This is a genomic window from Corynebacterium hesseae, assembly GCF_037850265.1.
In the GTDB taxonomy this organism is placed as follows: Bacteria; Actinomycetota; Actinomycetes; order Mycobacteriales; family Mycobacteriaceae; genus Corynebacterium; species Corynebacterium hesseae.
The window spans coordinates 2030412-2047379 of sequence record NZ_CP137211.1; the positions used below are offsets into that span (position 1 = coordinate 2030412).

Sequence of the window (16968 nt, forward strand, 5' to 3'; positions counted from 1 at the left end):
ATGAACTCTATTCTCCGCATCGTCCGCAGCGCTTCTGCGCTGTGGCCGTTCTATCTCGGCGTCCTAATCACCGCGTCAGTCACCGCGATTCTCTCGCTGCTGACGCCCTTCATCCTCCGCGAGGCCACCGACACCGTCGTCGCAGGAGGCCCGCTGCGTACCATCCTCTGGTGGGTCGTGGCGCTCTTTGTGGCGGATGCGCTGGGCAACGTGGTGAAAAACATCGGCGGCTATATCGGCGATGTCATGGTGGCGCGCCTGCGCCAGATTCTGTCCACGCGCTACTTTGCCAAGCTGCTCTCCGTGCCGCAGGGTTATTACGACAACCAGGTCACCGGCACCATCATTGCGCGCTTGGACCGCTCGATTGCGAATATCACGCAGTTCCTGCAGTCCTTCTCCAATAACTTCTTCGTCATGCTGATCCAGGCCGCGGCGGTGTTGGTCATCACCGCGGTGTACTACTGGCCGCTGGCCATCTTGCTGGCAGCGCTCTTCCCCATCTATATGTGGCTCACCGCGCTGACCTCGGAGCGCTGGCAGAAGTATGAGGGGATCAAGAACGAAAACATCGACGTGGCCAATGGGCGCTTCGCGGAGGTCATCGGCCAGGTGAAGGTGACCAAGTCCTTCGTCGCTGAGGCCCGCGAGTTGGCCTCCTTCGGTTCGCGCTACCGCACGGTGGTGGATACGACGAAGCCGCAATCGCACTGGTGGCATTCCATGGATACCGCGCGCGGCGCGGCCATGGCGCTGATCTTCTTAGGCATCTATGGGCTGATCTTCTGGCGTACCTTGGAGGGCCACTTCTCCATCGGTGACATGGTCATGCTCCTGCAGCTGGTGAACATGGCCAAGCAGCCGGTGTTCATGATGAGCTGGATCGTGGATGTCAGCCAGCGCGCCATCGCCGGATCCAAGGACTATTTCAAAGTCATGGAGGAGACCCCGGAGCCGACGGTAAACCCGCAGCTGGTCGCCGCCGCTGACGCCTCCGACGTCCCCGAGCTGGACCTCACCCCGGCCGAGCCGCTGCGCCCAACGCAAGGCCCGGTCTTTGCCTTCGAGGACGTGTCCTTCTCCTATGAGTCGGATAAGCCGGTCGTCGCCGGTATTTCCTTCGCCGCCCAGGAGGGCCATAAGGTCGCGCTTGTCGGCGAGTCCGGCGGCGGCAAGTCCACCTTGGTCAACCTGCTGTTGGGCCTGTACCAGCCTACGGAGGGAAAGCTGACGGTGCTCGGGCACGACGCCGCAGAGCTTACCGCCGAGCGCCTGCGCGCCTCGGTCGGCGTGGTCTTCCAGGAGTCCTATCTCTTTTCCGGCACCATCAAGGAAAACATCGCTTATGGCAAGCCGGGGGCGACGATGGAGGAGATCTTAGACGTCGCCAAGCGCGCCAATGCGCACGACTTCATCGAGGAATTCCCCGATGGTTACGACACCGTCATCGGTGAGCGCGGCCTCAAGCTCTCCGGCGGGCAGAAGCAGCGCGTGGCCGTGGCGCGCGCCATGCTGAAGGACGCCCCCATCCTCGTGCTCGACGAGGCCACCTCGGCGCTGGACACCAAGGCCGAGCGCGCCGTCCAGGCCGGTCTGGACGAGCTCATGAAGGACCGCACCACGCTCATCATCGCGCACCGCCTGTCCACCATCGCGGACGTGGACACCATCATCACCCTCGACCACGGCCGCATCTCCGAGATTGGTTCTCCGGCCGAGCTGGCACAGTCCGGCGGCATCTACGCCGAGCTGCTGCGTTTGACCCAATCCGCCTCCGCCGCCGACCGCCAGCGGCTGAAAAAATACGGATTTGTGCAGCCCAACGACGAGTAAGGTGGGGCGCATGCATTTCCCTAGCCTGAAAGAACTTAGTGCCCGTGGTACCCGCAAGTGGACCGTCTTTGACGAGGACATCATTCCGCTGTGGATCGCTGAATCGGACTTCCTCACCGCCCCCGCGGTGAAGGAAGCAATACAGGAGGCTGTCGACGCCGAATCCTTCGGCTACACCCCAGCCCCCAAGGCCTCCGAGCTCAACGCGGCCCTGGCGGATTTCTATGAATCGCGCTACGGCTGGCGCCCGGAACACGTCTTCTGGATTGGGGACGTCGTGCGCGGGCTGCTGCTCGGGGTGCAGTACTTTACTGAGGGCGCGGTGGCCGTACCGGTTCCGTCTTACCCGCCGCTGCTGGAGCTGCCGGAGACCGCGGGGCGCGAAAAGATAGAGACCTCGCTGGAGCTAGACGATATCGAGCGCGCCTTTCAGGCCGGCGCCGGCTCCATCCTGCTCTCCCACCCCTATAACCCGCTGGGCATCGTCTTCGACGAGGACTGGCTGCGGGGACTCGTGGAACTGGCGGATAAGTATGATGCCCGTATCCTCTCCGATGAGATCCATGCCCCGCTGGTCTACGAGGGCCGCCACATCCCGTTGGGTGCTTTGTCCGACCGCGTCATCACCGTCACCGCCACGTCCAAGGCGTGGAATACCGCGGGTCTCAAGTGCGCACAGGTGATCTTCTCCAACTCCGCGGACGTGGAGCGCTGGAATTCGCTGACCGGTGTGGCCAAGGACGGCACCGGCACGCTGGGCGTTCTGGCGGCGGAGGCCGCCTACCGCGACGGCGGGGAGTTCCTCGACGAGGAGATTGCGTACCTGAAGAAGACCCGCGACTGGCTGGTGGAGGAGCTACCCAAGCGCGTGCCGGGCCTAAAGACTTCCCACCCGCAGGCCACCTACCTGCTGTGGTTGGACTTTTCCGGGACCGCTATTGGTGATGACCCGAAGCCCGCGGCGTGGGTGCGCGAGCATGCCAAGGTGGCTCTCAACGAGGGCGTGACCTTCGGTACGGGCGGCGAGCACCACGCGCGTTTGAACTTCGCCACCTCCCGCGAGCTGCTCGAAGAAGCGCTGGATCGGCTGGAGAAGGCCTTCAGCTAGAGTTTACATCTCATGTCATGGGCATTATTCTTAGAAAAATGTCCATTAATGACGCTCAGGCTCCCTCTCAGTCCGCCTCGAAGACGGGTTCTCCCATCGGCATCGTCATCGTTGCCTCACTCATGCTCTTCTCCATGTTCTTTGGAGCGGGCAACCTCATCTTCCCGCCGGAAGTCGGTGTCTCCTCCGGCACCAACTTCTGGCCCGCCACTTTGGGCTTCCTCGCCGCCGGCGTGGCGCTGCCGGTCTTGGCTGTGGTCGCGGTGGCTATCTCCGGCCAATCCGTGCGGGATATCGGAAACCACGGCGGCAAGATCTTCGGCGTGGCCTTTTCCGTCATTGCTTACCTGGCCATCGGCGCCTTCTACGCCCTGCCGCGTACCGGCGCGGTGTCCATGGAAACCGCCATCACCCCGCTGCTGGGTTGGGAGGGGACCTTCGCCAACGGCGCCTTCAACGTCGTCTTCTTCCTTATCGCGTTGGCTTTGGCCTGGCGCCCGAATGACATCATCGACACCTTGGGCAAGTTCCTCACCCCGGCGCTGGTCATCCTGCTCGCGGTCCTCATCACCCTCGCTACCGTGGCGAATCCCCGCGTTCCCGGCACCCCAACCGAAGAGTATGCCTCCGCACCCTTCGTTACCGGCCTCTTTGAGGGCTATAACACCATGGACGCCATCGCGGGCCTGGCTTTCTCCATCGTCATCGTGACCTCCCTGCGCTCCAAGGGTTTTTCCAAGAACAGTGAGCTGCTGCGCGGAACCATTCTCTCCGCGGTCATCGCCGGCGCCCTGCTCGCCGCCATCTACCTGGGGCTGGCGTGGATCGGCCAAACCATGCCGAACGGTGCCTCCTATGAGTCCGGCGCCGCCCTGCTTGCCGACGCCTCCAATCTCACCATGGGCAACATCGGCCAGGCCGTCTTCTCCGCCATCGTCATCCTGGCATGCATGACCACCGCCGTGGGCCTGATTTCCGCCACCTCGGAGTTCTTCGCCCTGCTCGTGCCGAAGACCACCTACCACCTGTGGGCCTGCCTGTTTACCGCGCTGTCCATCGCCTTCGCTTTCCAGGGCCTTGACACGGTGCTTGCCATCGCGGTGCCCTTCATCGTGTTCTTGTACCCGCCGGCTATCTCGCTGATTGCACTGACTCTCCTGCAGCCGGTGGTCAAGAAGTGGGTCACCTTCTACTGGGGATTCCGCTTGGCGCTGTGGGTTTCCGTGCTGTGGTCCGCCGCCACTTCCTTCGGCGCGCCGCTTGATTTCGCCCCTGGCCAAGACGTTGGCCTGGGCTGGGTGGTTCCCACGCTCCTCGCATTTGCCATCGGCGTTATCATCGACGTTGTATCTACAGGCTCGTCGAAGAAAAGTGAGTAGCTCATGACGTCCCGCGCCGCTTTGTCCGTCCTCGATTTCTGCACCATCTACCCGGGGGAATCTCCCTCCCAGTCCATGGCCAGGTCGGTCGAGCTGGCGCAACGCGCGGAGGCTTTGGGGTTTCAGCGCATGTGGTACACCGAGCACCACAACATGCCCTCCATTTCTTCCTCCTCCCCGGCGGTGCTCATCGCACACATCGGCGCGAAGACCGAGCGCATCCGCTTGGGCTCCGGCGGCGTCATGCTGCCGAACCACGCGCCCTATGTCATCGCCGAACAATTCGGCACCCTCGCCGAGCTCTACCCCGGCCGCATCGACCTCGGTCTGGGCCGCGCCCCCGGCACCGACATGCAGACCTTGGGCCGCGCCCTGCGCCGCGATGGCCACGCCGCCGAACGCTTCCCCGAGGACGTCAAGGAGCTGCAGGGCTACCTCTCCGGAAAGTCCCTCATCCCCGGTGTGAAGGCCATCCCCGGCCACGGCACCAACGTCCCCATCTACATCCTGGGATCCTCGCTGTTCGGCGCCTCGCTCGCCGCCAAGTACGGGCTTCCCTATGCCTTCGCCTCGCACTTTGCCCCGCAACACCTCGAGGCCGCCACGGCCTACTATCGCGAGAATTACCAGCCTTCCGAAGCCCACCCGGAGCCCTATGTCATCGCGGGTGTCAACGTCACCGCGGGTGATGACGCCGACGAGGAATTTGAAAAGGTCTGCTTCCGCCGCGTCAAGGCCTTTGCAGGTCGTGGCAAGCAGCTCAGCGACGCCGACGTTGCCCGCATCATCGATTCCCCGCAGGGCCAGCAGATCATCGGCATGCTGAAGTACTCCGCCGTGGGCAGTATCGAGCACGTGCGCGACTACCTCACGGAATTCCAAAATCTGGCCCAGGCGGATGAACTCATGATCTCCCTGCAATCCACAAGCCACGAGGCCGCCTTGGGTAACATGGTTAACCTGGCTCAAGCGTGGCAGCTGTAGGCGGACGCGCCCTCGCGCATCCGCGCTTCAACACATCACTACCCATCACAGCGTTTTCTACATAGAGGAGCATCACCGTGGCCCTTCGCGGTACACAGCAGCACAGTATTATCGCTGACTATCTGCGCAATCTCATTCGCAGCAAGAAGCTTTCCCCCGGTGATTTCCTGCCCAGCGAGGCCGAGCTGTGCCAGCAATTCTCCTCATCCCGCGGTCCCGTGCGCCAGGCCGTCGCGGCGCTGCGCTCGGAAGGCCTCATCTCCTCCGGCCGCGGCCGCCGCTCTGTCGTTCTCGGCCGTTTCACCTCGGAGTCCTTCGACTCCATCTACTCCGTAACGCACTGGCTGCGCGAGCGCGGATTCGAGCCCGGCGCCTCCACCCTGTGGCTGGGCCGCTGTCCCGCTACCGAAAGGGAGGCCGAGTTCCTGCGGGTAGAGCCCGGCTCCCCGGTTATCTTTGTGCACCGCGTGCGCAGCGCCAATGGCATGCCGATCGCCATCGAGCGCATGTTCTTCCCTGTCGACGTGGGCAGCCACATCCTCAACTTCGATGCCGATAATGAGTCCATCCACGATCACCTGCGCAAGCAAGGCGTGGAATTCGACAACGTCAACCGCGAGCTCTCGCTGGCTTCCGCCAGTGAGGAGGATGCGCGCTCCCTCAACGTCGAGCCCGCCACCCCGCTGTGGCGCCTGCACCTCGACATCTCGGATCACTCCGGGCATCCCGTCGAGTGCACCGAAATCCTGTACCTCGGGGACCGCCTAACACTTGGCATGACAAGCGTACGTGGCACCACCTCCCCGCTCGAGGTCAAGCTGTCCGAAGGATGAAGGCCTGGTTAGGTGCGCTGGGGGTGGTGCTGGGGGCGTCGCTCAGCGCCTGCTCCGCCGGTTCCACGGCGCTTGTTGATTCTGATTCCTCCGCGCTGACGCTGGCCACGACGACGCCCGCGACGTCCCTGGATTTCACCACCGTCGGCGGCGCCGCCATCCCGGCCGCGCTCATGAGCAATGTCTACGAGACACTGGTGCGCATCTCGCCTGAGGGAGAGATTGTGCCCGGTCTCGCCGAATCCTGGGAGGTGGACTCCACGCGCTACACCTTCCACCTGCGCGAGGCCTCCTTCTCCAACGGCGAGGCCTTCACCGCGCACACCGCCGCGTGGTCTATCAACGCTGTGAAGACGGAATGGACAAACGGGCTCAAGAAGCAGATGGACGTGGTGGAATCCGCCACGGCGGTGGATGATCACACGCTCGTCGTCGAGCTATCCCGCCCCTCCGCCGGCTGGTTGTGGTCCATGGGCACCGTCATCGGCGCCATGCGCACGCCCACCGAAGCTGTGGGCACCGGCCCCTTCGCCGTCGCCGGCTTCTCCCCCAACGAGTACATCGCGCTGCGCGCCCGCCCGGACTACTGGGGAACCCCGGCGAAGGAAGACATCACCATCCGCTACTTCCCGGATTCTCTCACCGCGGTCAACGCCCTGCGCTCCGGCGGGGTCGACGCCGTGTGGGGCGTGCAGAACCCCGAGCTGCTCGACACCCTCGATGACTCCATTGAAACGGCAGTCGGCACCACGAACGGCGAGGTGCTGCTGTCCATGAATAACCAGGCAGCGCCTTTCGACGATCCCCGCGTGCGCCGCGCGGTGGCCTATGGCATCGACCGCCAGGCCGCCAACGACATCCTCTGGGAGGGCCGCGCGAAAGACACCGGCGGCGCTCCGGTGCCGCCGACCGACCCGTGGTTTAGCGCCAAGGACTACTACCCTTACGACCCCGCGCGCGCCCGCGCGCTGATGGAGGAGACCGGGGCCGTGGGCACGCCGCTCACGCTTACCGTGCCAAGCCTGCCCTATACGCAAACGCTCTCCGAGTTCCTCTACTCGCAGCTGACAGAGATGGGATTCGAGGTCACGCTGGAAACCGCCGAGTTCCCCGCCGTGTGGCTGAGCCAAGTCATGGGGGCCAAGGATTATCAGATGTCGCTCGTCGCGCACGTCGAGCCGCGCGATATCCCCACCATCTTTGGCAACCCGGACTATTACATCGGCTATGATTCGCCGCAGACCCGCACGTTGTTGAAGCAGGATGACATGAAAGGGGCGGTCGACCAGATCATGGAAGATATGCCCGCCCTGACCTTGATGAACATGCCCAATATCGTGCTCTACCGCGAGGGCCTAACCGGCCTGCAGCCTAACCAGATCACCGATGCCATCGAGCTTAAAGGTGTGCGATGAGAATCCTGCGCTTCCTCGGCACCATGTGGGCCGCCTCCATCATCATCTTCCTGCTCATGCGGGCCGTGCCCGGCAACCCGGCGCGCGTGGCCTTAGGTGTTAACGCCACCGATGAATCCGTGGCGGAGCTGACCCACGCCATGGGCCTGGACCGCCCGCTCATCGTGCAATACCTGGAGTGGATGAAGGGCTTGTTGACCGGCAATTTCGGAGTCTCGCTGTCCTCGCAGCAGGACATCACCCCGCTGGTGATTGACCGCGCGCAGGTCACGCTGTTGCTCATCGGGCTGGCCATCGCCCTCGCCTTGGCCGGGGCTATCCCCATGGGCATCCTGCTGGCCCGCTTTAGGCTCCCCGTGCTCAACGCCGCCACGCAGCTGGGCATCGCGGTGCCCAGCTTCCTGGTCGGTATTCTGCTCGTCGCCGTGTTCTCCGTGCACCTGGGATGGCTTCCGGCCAACGGCTGGCAGCTGCCGCGCGAGGGTTTAAGCCACCTGGTCCTGCCGGCTATCTCGCTGGCGCTGGTGCAAGGCGCGATGCTCACGCGCTACGTGCGCGCCACCCTCCGCGAGGAGATGGACAAGGACTACATCCGCACCGCCCGCTCCCTGGGTGAATCCCGCACCGGGGCGCTCATCCGCCACGGCTTGCGCAACGCCGCCCTGCCGGTGCTCACCGTCACCGGCGTGCAGCTGAGCACCCTGGTGGTGGGCGCGGTGGTCATCGAGAACGTCTTCGTCATCCCCGGCTTGGGCTCGCTGCTTCTCGACGCCGTCTCAACCCGCGACCTCACCACCGTCCAGACCCTCATCATGGTCTTCGTGACCTTCACCCTGACCGTCAACCTGCTCACGGACCTGGCCTACAGGGTCATCGACCCGCGGCTGAAGGAGGCGCGATGAAACCCGGCTATATCCTGGTGGGCCTGACCATCCTGCTTGCGCTGGTCTCCCTAGTGTGGACGCCCTATGACCCCAACCTCATCTCCCCCGACCGCCTGGCCGGCCCCAGCCTGGAGCACCTCATGGGCACCGACCGCTTCGGGCGCGATACCTTCTCCCGCATCCTCGCCGGCGCTCAAGTCACCGTGCTGGTGGGCGTCGTGGCGGTGGCCATCGCCGCACTCATCGGCGTGCCGCTCGGCATCGTCGCCGGGATGCGCGGCGGCGGTTTCATCATGGCGGCCACCGACCTGCTGCTCGCCTTCCCGGCGCTGTTGCTGGCCATCGTCGCCGGCGCGGTGTGGGGCTCCTCGACGCTCACGGCCACCATCGCCATCGGCATCGCCGGCATCCCCTCCTTCATCCGGGTCACGCGCTCCGGCACGCTGCAGATCATGACGCAGGACTATATCGCGGCCGCGCGCATCTCGCGCGTGCCGCCGGCGCTCATCGCGTGGCGCCACGTGCTGCCGAACCTCGGCGGCATCGTGGCCATCCAAGCCTCCGTCTACTTTGCGCTGGCCGTCCTCGCCGAAGCCGGCCTGTCCTACCTCGGCCTGGGCACTGCCCCGCCGACCGCCTCGTGGGGCCGCATGCTTCACGACGCCCAGCCCCTCCTGGCCACCCACCCCCTCCAGGCCCTGTGGCCCGGGCTGGCCATCGCCGGCACCGTCCTCGGATTCAACCTTCTAGGAAGCCATGCTGACCGTCACTGATCTGCGCGTGGGCCCCGTTGGCCCCCTCTCCTTTTCCATCGCACCCGGCGAGCGCGTCGGCCTCGTCGGGGATTCCGGCAGCGGCAAGTCCCTGACCGCCCTGGCCATCATGGGGCTTTTGCCTGATCACCTGCAGGCCACCGGCTCCATTCAGTTCAACGGCCAGGAGCTGCTGGGCATGCGCGACCGCAACCTGCGCAAGCTGCCGCTGGCCATGGTCTTCCAAGAACCCATGACCGCACTCGACCCGCTGATGAAGGTGCCCGGCTTCAACCGCTTCCCGCACCAGCTCTCCGGCGGGCAGCGCCAGCGCGCGCTCATCGAGATGGCCATGGCCCGCCGCCCCAAGCTGCTCATCTGCGATGAGCCGACCACCGCCCTCGATCCCTTCACCCAAGAGGAAATCCTCTCCACCATCGTGGATGCCGCGGACAGCGAAGACACAGCGCTGCTGTTTATTAGCCATGACCAGGACGTCGTCAAGCGCGTGTGCGATCGCGTCGTGCGCATCGGTGAGCTCACCACTCCCGACCTCACCCCGCCGCCCATGCCCACCCTGGGCGAGCCCGTCATCGAGCTGCAGAACGTGACCAAGACCTACCGCGGGGTGACCGCGCTGGACGACGTCTCCCTCACCGTCCGCGAGGGCGAGCGCCTCGGCATCGTCGGTGGTTCCGGTTCCGGCAAATCCACGCTGCTCAAGCTGCTCACGGGCCTGACGGAACCCACCTCCGGAACGGTGACGGTGAAGAAGCGCGTGCACATGGTCTTCCAAGACCCTAAGGGCTCGCTCAACCCGCGCATGCCTATCTGGAAGATCGTGGCCGAGGGCGGCGGGACGCGCGAAGAAGCCGAGGCAGTGCTGCGGGAGGTCGGCATCGACGGTGTCGAGCGCTATCCCCGGGACTTCTCCGGCGGGCAGCGCCAACGCATCTCGCTGGCGCGCGCCGTGGTGGGCAAGCCGGAGATTCTGCTGGCGGACGAGGCCGTCTCGGCGCTGGATGCGACATCGCGGGCCCAGGTCCTGGAGCTACTGCAGCGCGTGACCAAGGACATGACGCTGGTTTTTGTCTCCCACGACATCGACGTCGTGCGTCACTTGTGCCCCACGGTGGCGGTCTTGCAGGACGGCCGGCTGGTCGAGCGCGGCGAAGCGAGTAAGGTGTTCTCCCGATATGGAACACCCACTGCCGCAACGCCCTAACGCCCTTCAGCTCTTTACCGCCTTCAACACCTCCGCGCGCCGTTGGCCCGGTGCCCTGCGCGCGGCATTGGCGATCATCATCCCGGGCGGGATTGCTGTTTTAACGGGCCACCCGGATGCGGTGCTGCTCATTTCTGCCGGCGCCTTCTCCGTCATCTACGGCGAGGGGCACCCCTACCGCACGCGGCGCCGCGTGATCCTGACCGCCGGCGCGCTGCTAACACTCGCGGCTACGGCCGGTTCCCTGGTCGGCGTGCATGGCCTGGCGCTGTCCGCGGTGTTTACGGTGGCACTGGCGACGACCGGCGCGTTCGTGCAGAATGCGCTGCGGCTGCCGCCGCCGGGTTCCTTCTTCATCGTGATGGTGGCCGGTGGTTCCACCATGCTGCGCGGGGTCTCGCCGTGGGAGGTGGCCGCGTGGAGCCTGGCCGGTGTGGCGGCGGGCTACGTGCTGGGCATGGTGCCGCGCTTTAGGGATCCGCACGGCCCGGAAACGCGCGCGGTGGCCGCGCTGGAGAAGGCCGCCGATGCCTTCCTTCACTCGGACACCGATTTCTTGGCCCGCCACCACCAGGCGCAGTCCGCCATCTCCACCGCCTGGCAAGCGCTTGCCGACGCCGGCGTGATCCGCGGCCGCCGCATCCGCCGCCCCGCCCAGGCGGAGCTGGTTCACCGCGCGCTGGCCGCGCAACAGCGCATCGTGGCGCACCACAAGCAGGTGGGCGGCAACTCGGATCAGCTCTCTGATTCCCCCACCTACGTCGATCCTGACCGCACCGCCATCCCGCACACCAAGCCGACGATGCGCTACCGCTTCTACCGCGCTGCGGTGGGCAATTCCCACGCGGTGGTGACGGCGGAAAAGATCGCGCTCGGCGGCCTGGTCACCGCGTTCATCGGCTTGGCGCTGGGGCTTAACCGCCCGGACTGGGGCGCGGTGTCGGTGCTCCTGGTCTTGCAGTGGGGCCCCGACCGGGTGCCGGGAACGATTCGCGGCGTGCAGCGCATGCTGGGATCGGTCTTGGGCGTGTGTCTCTTCGCTCTCATCGCTTCCTTCAGCCCGCACGGCTGGGGGCTGGTGCTCGCGTTGGCCTTCTGCCAGTTCTGCGCGGAGATTCTGGTGGTGAAGAACTACGCGCTATGCGTTATCTTCTCCACCCCGCTGGCACTGCTGATGGGAAACTCCTCGGAGCATTTGGCCCACACCATCGGCTCGCGCATGGCGGAGATTGGGCTCTCCGTGGTCGTGGCGATGCTCTTCCTGTGGCTGTGGAAGCCGCGGGCCCAGATGACCAACCACTACCGCCTGCAAACGCGTTGCTTCGAGGCGATGGCAGCCTTGCTCGGTTCCCTGCTTATCAAGACCCCAGAGGAAGCGCTGGCGCAGCGCCGCGACCTGCACTACGAGCTGCTCTCGGAGCGCCGCAGCATCCAATCACTTGCCACCAACCACTCCGATATCAGCCAGTTCTGGCAGCGCCACACGGCTCTGCAAACCGCCGGTTACTTCCTCCTCGACTTCTGCGTGGTCAACCCGCTCTCACAGCCCAGCCGCGCGGAGCTCGACACGCTCATTGAAAAGATCACCGCGGCGGAAATGCGCCAATGACCTCATAGTGCGCACCCGCCGCGGAGTACTCGCGGGCGCACAGAAGAGGCGGATTATTTCACCGTGAACAACAGGTTCGGATCGAGGACGTGTTCCTCCACGAGCTCGAAGAGGGCAAAGGCTTCCTCCAGCTCACGGACATTCTCATCAAAATTAGGCAGCGACATGGCATTCCAATCGACGCAGAAATAAGTGCCTTCATCCTAGCTCACATCGCTGTCATTTCGCGCACCTGCGATAATTGTTGACGTGAACACTCGAAAATCTACCGGTCCACCCGTTGGCATCTATCCCCACAACATGCACCCGGGCTTGGTTCCCGGAATCGGTGTGGAAGACCAACGCAATGCTTTCACGCTGGACAAGGTCACCTTCTTCAGCACGGCTACGTTCGTCGTAGCCTTCATCATCTGGGGCATCACCTCACCGGAGTCCGTCTCCGCCGCCTCCTCCGCGGCCTTTTCCTGGGCCGCATCAAGCTCGGCACGGATGACGAGGAACCCGAGTTCGGCTGGTTCAGCTGGGTGGCCATGATGTTCGGTGCCGGCATCGGCGTTGGCATCTTCTTCTACGGTCCTTCGGAGCCGCTGTCGCACTACATCACCCCGCCTCCCCACACTGTCGACGGCAACAGCGTCGAAGCCCTCCACCAAGCAATGGCCCAGGCGCACTACCACTGGGGTGTCTCGCCCTGGGCGGCCTATGCCCTCGTCGGCGGCGCGATCGCCTACTCTTCCTACCGCCGCGGCCGCGTTCCGCTGGTGTCCTCGATTTTCAAGCCCCTGTTTGGCTCCCGCGATACCGATGGGCCGCTGGGCAAGCTTATCGACATCCTCGCACTCGTCGCCACACTCTTCGGCACCGCCGCCACGCTGGGGCTTTCCGCCATCCAGATTGGCCAAGGAGTGTCCATCATCCGCGGCGCAGGTCCGTTGACCAATGCTGTGCTCATCGCGATCATCGCCGTACTGGGGTGCGGGTTCATCATCTCTGCGGTCTCTGGTGTTTCCCGCGGCGTGCGCTACCTGTCCAACTTCAACATCACGCTCACGCTCGGCCTGGTCATCTTTGTTTTCTTCACCGGCCCGACCTTGCTTTTGCTCAACCTCGTGCCCTCCGGCATCGTCACCTACATCGACCAGCTTTTGCCCATGATGGCCAAGGGCCTGTCCTGGGGCGATGAAACCATCGAATTCCAGTCCTACTGGACCGCCTTCTACTGGGCATGGTGGATCGCGTGGACGCCCTTCGTCGGCATGTTCGTCGCCCGCATTTCCCGTGGCCGCACGCTGCGCGAATTCACCGCCGTCACCGTCTTCGCGCCCTCCCTCATCCTCATTTTGGCCTTCACCATCTTCGGCGGCACGGCCATCACCTTCCAGCGCGAGGAACTACCGAACTTTGATGGCTCTGCCTCCGGCGAGCAGGTGCTCTTCGCCATGTTCGATAATCTGCCGCTGAGCAGCATCACGCCCTTCATCCTGATCGTGGTCCTAGCGGTCTTCTTCATCACCTCGGCCGATTCAGCGTCGGTCATCATGGGCACCATGTCCTCCAAGGGCGACCCCGCCCCCAACAAGTTCATCGTCATCTTCTGGGGACTGTGCATGATGGGCATCGCCATCGTCATGCTGCTGACCGGCGGCGAGGACGTACTCACCGGCTTGCAGAACCTCACCATCCTCTCAGCGCTGCCTTTCTGCATCGTGCTGCTCGTCATGATGGTGGCCTTCATCAAAGATCTGCGCTCCGACCCGATGTTCATCCGCCGCGCCTACGCGCGCGCCGCGGTGGAAAACGCCGTCGTGCGAGGCATCGAGGAGCACGGCGATGACTTCGAGCTCACCGTCGAGCATGCCGACGAAGGCCGCGGTGCAGGCTCCGACTTCGACTCCTCCGCCCACCGCTACACGGACTGGTACCAGCGCACCGATGAAAAGGGCGAGAACGTAGACTACGACTTCGACACCGATACCTGGGCCGACGGCTACGACCCGAACACTGAGCAGAAGGAGAAGTAAATGGGAATACCGGACGACGTCGTCCTTGAGGGCTATACCCTCATCGAGCAGCACGAAATTGACCACGAGTTCCTCATCAACGGCTCCCCATTCGCTGCGGTAACTCCCCTGCTATTCGCTCTCACCATCGCCGGCATGCTCCTCGTGGCAGCCAGCTTCTTTCTGCGCGGCAGTCGCCGCATCATCGCTGGCCTGCTCGGCGCGGTCCTCACTCTCACAAAGTTGTGGTGGATGCCCATTGCACTTGCCCGCCAGTTCAACGACAGCCAGGTCTTCGGCTACGCGCTGAAGTACTACCCCCAGTACTGGCCGGCGGCGTCCATCATCGTGATCGTCATCGCGCTGCTCGGCCTCGCCTCCGCGTTTATCCGCCGGCGCTAGCGCGCTTCCAACACCGCAATCGCGATGTGCACCCGGTTGGTGCCGCCCAGCTTGTCCAGGATGTGCTTGATGTGGGTCTTCACCGTGGTCACGGAGACGTAGAGCTGCTCGGCGATTTCCTGGTTGTCCAGGCCCTGGGCCACCAGCTGCGCCACCTCGTTCTCGCGCTGGCTTAAGCCCTCCAGCGGGCGGGGCCCAGGCGCCTTTGTCTCTGCCGGCGCGGGCTCGGGGTGCTTGAGCGCCAGCAGATTCTTCAGGGCCTTCGGGCTCAGCAGCTGCTGCCCCGTGGCGGCGGCCCGCACCGCCGAGACCAGGCCCTCCGGCTCGATGGTCTTGAGCAGAAAGCCCATCGCGCCGGCGTGCAGCGCATCCACGATGAACTCATCCGTATCGAAGGCGGTGAGCATGACCACCGGGATATCCGGCGCGCTCGCGCGCAGTTTCCCGGCCGCCTCGATGCCATCCATGACGGGCATGCGGATGTCCATGAAGACGACGTCCGGTTGCAGGTCCAGCACGCGGGCCACGCCATCGCGCCCATTGCTGGCCTCGGCCACCACCTCAATGTCCGGCGCGCCCTCCAGGATGAACCGAATGCCGCGGCGCAGCGCCTGCTCGTCATCGACTAATACCACTGAAATCATTACGCGCGTGCCTCCTCAGGGAGTTCGAGGACCCAGGTGAAGGTGGAGGCATCGTCAAGCACTGTGAAGGTGCCTCCCGCCAGCCGGGCGCGTTCCTCCAGGCCCAACAAGCCGTTGCCGCCACCGGACTCTGGCTGCTCCGCTACTTTCTTGTTCTGCATGGTCACCCGCACCTTATCTTCCTCGTTCTCCACGGTGAGCGTCACCTTCTTCCCCGGCGCATACTTGCGCGCGTTGGTCAGCCCCTCCTGCACGGCGCGGCCCAGTGTGTGGGCGGCTAGTGTGCTCAGCTTATCGACGTCTCCCTTGACGTAGCGCACCTTCGTCCCCGCCGCGCGTGCGCGCCCGATGTGCTCCTCGATGCTCGCGCGCGGATCCACCCGGTCATCCACGCGCAGCGCCTTGATCACCCCGCGCAGGTCCTCCACGGCGGCCTTGGCCTCCGATTGGATGGTGTCTGCCGCCTCGGCGACCCGCTCCGGGTCGGCGTCCTTGCGGTAGCTCAAGCCTCCCGCGTACACGGAAATAAGGCTGAGCCGGTGCGAAAGGGAATCGTGGATATCGCGGGCAATGCGGTTGCGTTCCTCCAGGCGGGCGCGCTCCTCGCGCGAGCGCAGCTGATCCTCGTTGAGCTCCGCCAGGCTCACCAGCGTGACCTCGCGCTGGCGGCGCTGCGCGCGCACCGAGCCCGTAATCCAAGCAACGATGAGAAAGAGGCTTCCATAGAACACGTAACCAAAGGGATCGAAGATGTTCATCCGAATGTAAGGCACAGAGATAATGGTCACACACGAGGCCACGAAGACCGCCGTCCCCGCCAGGGACCACCGCAGTCGGCCGCGCGAGATGATTGAAATCAACACCACCAGCACTGACAGCGACAGTGGGCGAAACCCGCCTAGTACCAGGACGAGCAGAGCCGCAATCAGCACCACCGGGTGGCCGGGGTACTCCTCGTGGATGTTGCGCTCCCGCCGTGAGTGGTGCAGGGCGAAGGGCAGCAGAATCCACGTGGCGAAGCTAAATAGACCCATCAAGCCCAAAACAAGGGCTTCCTGATCCGTCCCCTCGAAGTTTTCGATATGGGGGATCCATGCCGCCAAATCCGCCACCACGCAGAGCAGAATGAGCAGCACCGTGATCCACAGTGGTCGCGTCTTTCTCGTCATGGTTGCCACGATAGTTCTCCCTGCGTTCCGGAAAATCCTCCCTGCGGAGGATACCGGCACCCCAGCTCCAGTTCATAGCCTAAAGCGCATGAGAAGAACACAGACTTTGTACGAACTGCTCACCGCCGCTGGGCTGGTGTACGTCGCTTATGATTTCTCCCACGGCGCTTTCGTGCCCACAAGTGCGCTCGCCGCGGTGGCCTACGCCGCTGTTGCACTAGGCCTCACGCTGCTGATTCTGCGCAAGCACCCCGGCATTGCGCACGGGGTGGTGTGGGGTATTGCGGTCTCCACTGTCGCCGGCCAGCTCAACGAGCACATGAACCACCTCCTCATCCGTACGGCCCCAGACTGGCTGGTCATCGCTGGAATCGCCCCGCTTAACGAGGAAGTCCTTAAATTCCTCGGCGTCGTCTTCATCTGCACCTGCGTCATCCGGCCCCGCCACTGGGCGGACTACGTCTTCGTCGGCGTGGCCGTGGGCATGGGCTTTAGCGTGACCGAGAACGCCATCTACTACGCCAACATGACACTGGAGAACCTCGATTCTGATCTCAAGGGAACGCTTCTGGGGCTCCTTGCCCGATTCATCGCGAACCCACTCATGCATTCCTTCTTCACCTCAATCGCGGCTTACGGGCTCTCCCGCCGGCAACCGGTGCGCTGGTTGCTCATCGCCATGGCGGTGCACTTCACGGCTAATTTCGGCCCCTCGAACATTGGTTAATGTA

The 16968-nt window shown here is 64.3% G+C and carries 14 protein-coding genes and 1 pseudogene; 13 read left to right on the forward strand and 2 right to left on the reverse strand.

Translation table 11 applies throughout. The features are described from left to right. From R3O64_RS09455 to R3O64_RS09510, 12 genes and pseudogenes are all read left to right on the forward strand, one after another. Window positions 1-1833, forward strand: coding sequence for an ABC transporter ATP-binding protein (locus R3O64_RS09455; protein ID WP_339016765.1), 1833 nt, complete (start codon window positions 1-3; stop codon window positions 1831-1833). Between the two features lie 10 nt (window positions 1834-1843). Beyond that, window positions 1844-2941: a MalY/PatB family protein gene (locus R3O64_RS09460; protein ID WP_339016766.1), complete on the forward strand. Its 1098-nt coding sequence runs from the start codon at window positions 1844-1846 to the stop codon at window positions 2939-2941. A 38-nt stretch (window positions 2942-2979) separates the two neighbouring features. Further along, the gene (brnQ, locus tag R3O64_RS09465; RefSeq protein ID WP_339016767.1) at window positions 2980-4320 is read left to right on the forward strand and encodes a branched-chain amino acid transport system II carrier protein; all 1341 of its coding nucleotides are present in this window, start codon (window positions 2980-2982) and stop codon (window positions 4318-4320) included. Between the two features lie 3 nt (window positions 4321-4323). Beyond that, window positions 4324-5304 carry an LLM class flavin-dependent oxidoreductase gene (locus tag R3O64_RS09470; protein ID WP_193634066.1) on the forward strand — a complete coding sequence of 327 codons (981 nt, stop codon included), beginning with the start codon at window positions 4324-4326 and terminating at the stop codon, window positions 5302-5304. Window positions 5305-5381: 77 nt separating this feature from the next. Beyond that, window positions 5382-6137, forward strand: a complete 756-nt coding sequence (locus R3O64_RS09475) for a GntR family transcriptional regulator (protein ID WP_070564718.1) — start codon at window positions 5382-5384, stop codon at window positions 6135-6137. Then, a complete protein-coding gene (locus R3O64_RS09480; RefSeq protein ID WP_339016768.1) occupies window positions 6134-7552 on the forward strand; it encodes an ABC transporter substrate-binding protein in 1419 nt (472 codons plus the stop codon). The genes R3O64_RS09475 and R3O64_RS09480 overlap by 4 nt, the downstream gene beginning before the upstream one ends. After that, window positions 7549-8454 (forward strand): ABC transporter permease, encoded by a 906-nt coding sequence (locus R3O64_RS09485; protein ID WP_339016769.1) that lies wholly within the window; start codon window positions 7549-7551, stop codon window positions 8452-8454. Before R3O64_RS09480 ends, R3O64_RS09485 begins: the two co-directional genes overlap by 4 nt. Further along, window positions 8451-9209, forward strand: coding sequence for an ABC transporter permease (locus R3O64_RS09490; protein WP_070624524.1), 759 nt, complete (start codon window positions 8451-8453; stop codon window positions 9207-9209). Before R3O64_RS09485 ends, R3O64_RS09490 begins: the two co-directional genes overlap by 4 nt. Next, the gene (locus R3O64_RS09495; protein WP_339016770.1) at window positions 9193-10413 is read left to right on the forward strand and encodes an ATP-binding cassette domain-containing protein; all 1221 of its coding nucleotides are present in this window, start codon (window positions 9193-9195) and stop codon (window positions 10411-10413) included. The genes R3O64_RS09490 and R3O64_RS09495 overlap by 17 nt, the downstream gene beginning before the upstream one ends. Then, window positions 10385-12022 carry an FUSC family protein gene (locus tag R3O64_RS09500; protein WP_339016771.1) on the forward strand — a complete coding sequence of 546 codons (1638 nt, stop codon included), beginning with the start codon at window positions 10385-10387 and terminating at the stop codon, window positions 12020-12022. Before R3O64_RS09495 ends, R3O64_RS09500 begins: the two co-directional genes overlap by 29 nt. A gap of 300 nt (window positions 12023-12322) precedes the next feature. Beyond that, window positions 12323-14043, forward strand: a pseudogene (locus tag R3O64_RS09505) (BCCT family transporter). Further along, window positions 14044-14424, forward strand: a complete 381-nt coding sequence (locus R3O64_RS09510) for a hypothetical protein (protein WP_070519547.1) — start codon at window positions 14044-14046, stop codon at window positions 14422-14424. On the opposite strand, the gene R3O64_RS09515 is transcribed toward R3O64_RS09510, so the two are convergent. Both R3O64_RS09515 and R3O64_RS09520 read right to left on the reverse strand, forming a co-directional pair. Then, the gene (locus R3O64_RS09515) at window positions 14421-15068 is read right to left on the reverse strand and encodes a response regulator (RefSeq protein WP_070519545.1); all 648 of its coding nucleotides are present in this window, start codon (window positions 15066-15068) and stop codon (window positions 14421-14423) included. The genes R3O64_RS09510 and R3O64_RS09515 overlap by 4 nt on opposite strands. Further along, window positions 15068-16237: a sensor histidine kinase gene (locus R3O64_RS09520; RefSeq protein ID WP_250224243.1), complete on the reverse strand. Its 1170-nt coding sequence runs from the start codon at window positions 16235-16237 to the stop codon at window positions 15068-15070. The genes R3O64_RS09515 and R3O64_RS09520 overlap by 1 nt, the downstream gene beginning before the upstream one ends. Window positions 16238-16325: 88 nt before the next feature. Here R3O64_RS09520 and R3O64_RS09525 point away from each other — a divergent pair, with 88 nt between their 5' ends. Continuing rightward, window positions 16326-16964 (forward strand): PrsW family glutamic-type intramembrane protease, encoded by a 639-nt coding sequence (locus R3O64_RS09525; RefSeq protein ID WP_339016772.1) that lies wholly within the window; start codon window positions 16326-16328, stop codon window positions 16962-16964. Window positions 16965-16968: the final 4 nt, after the last annotated feature.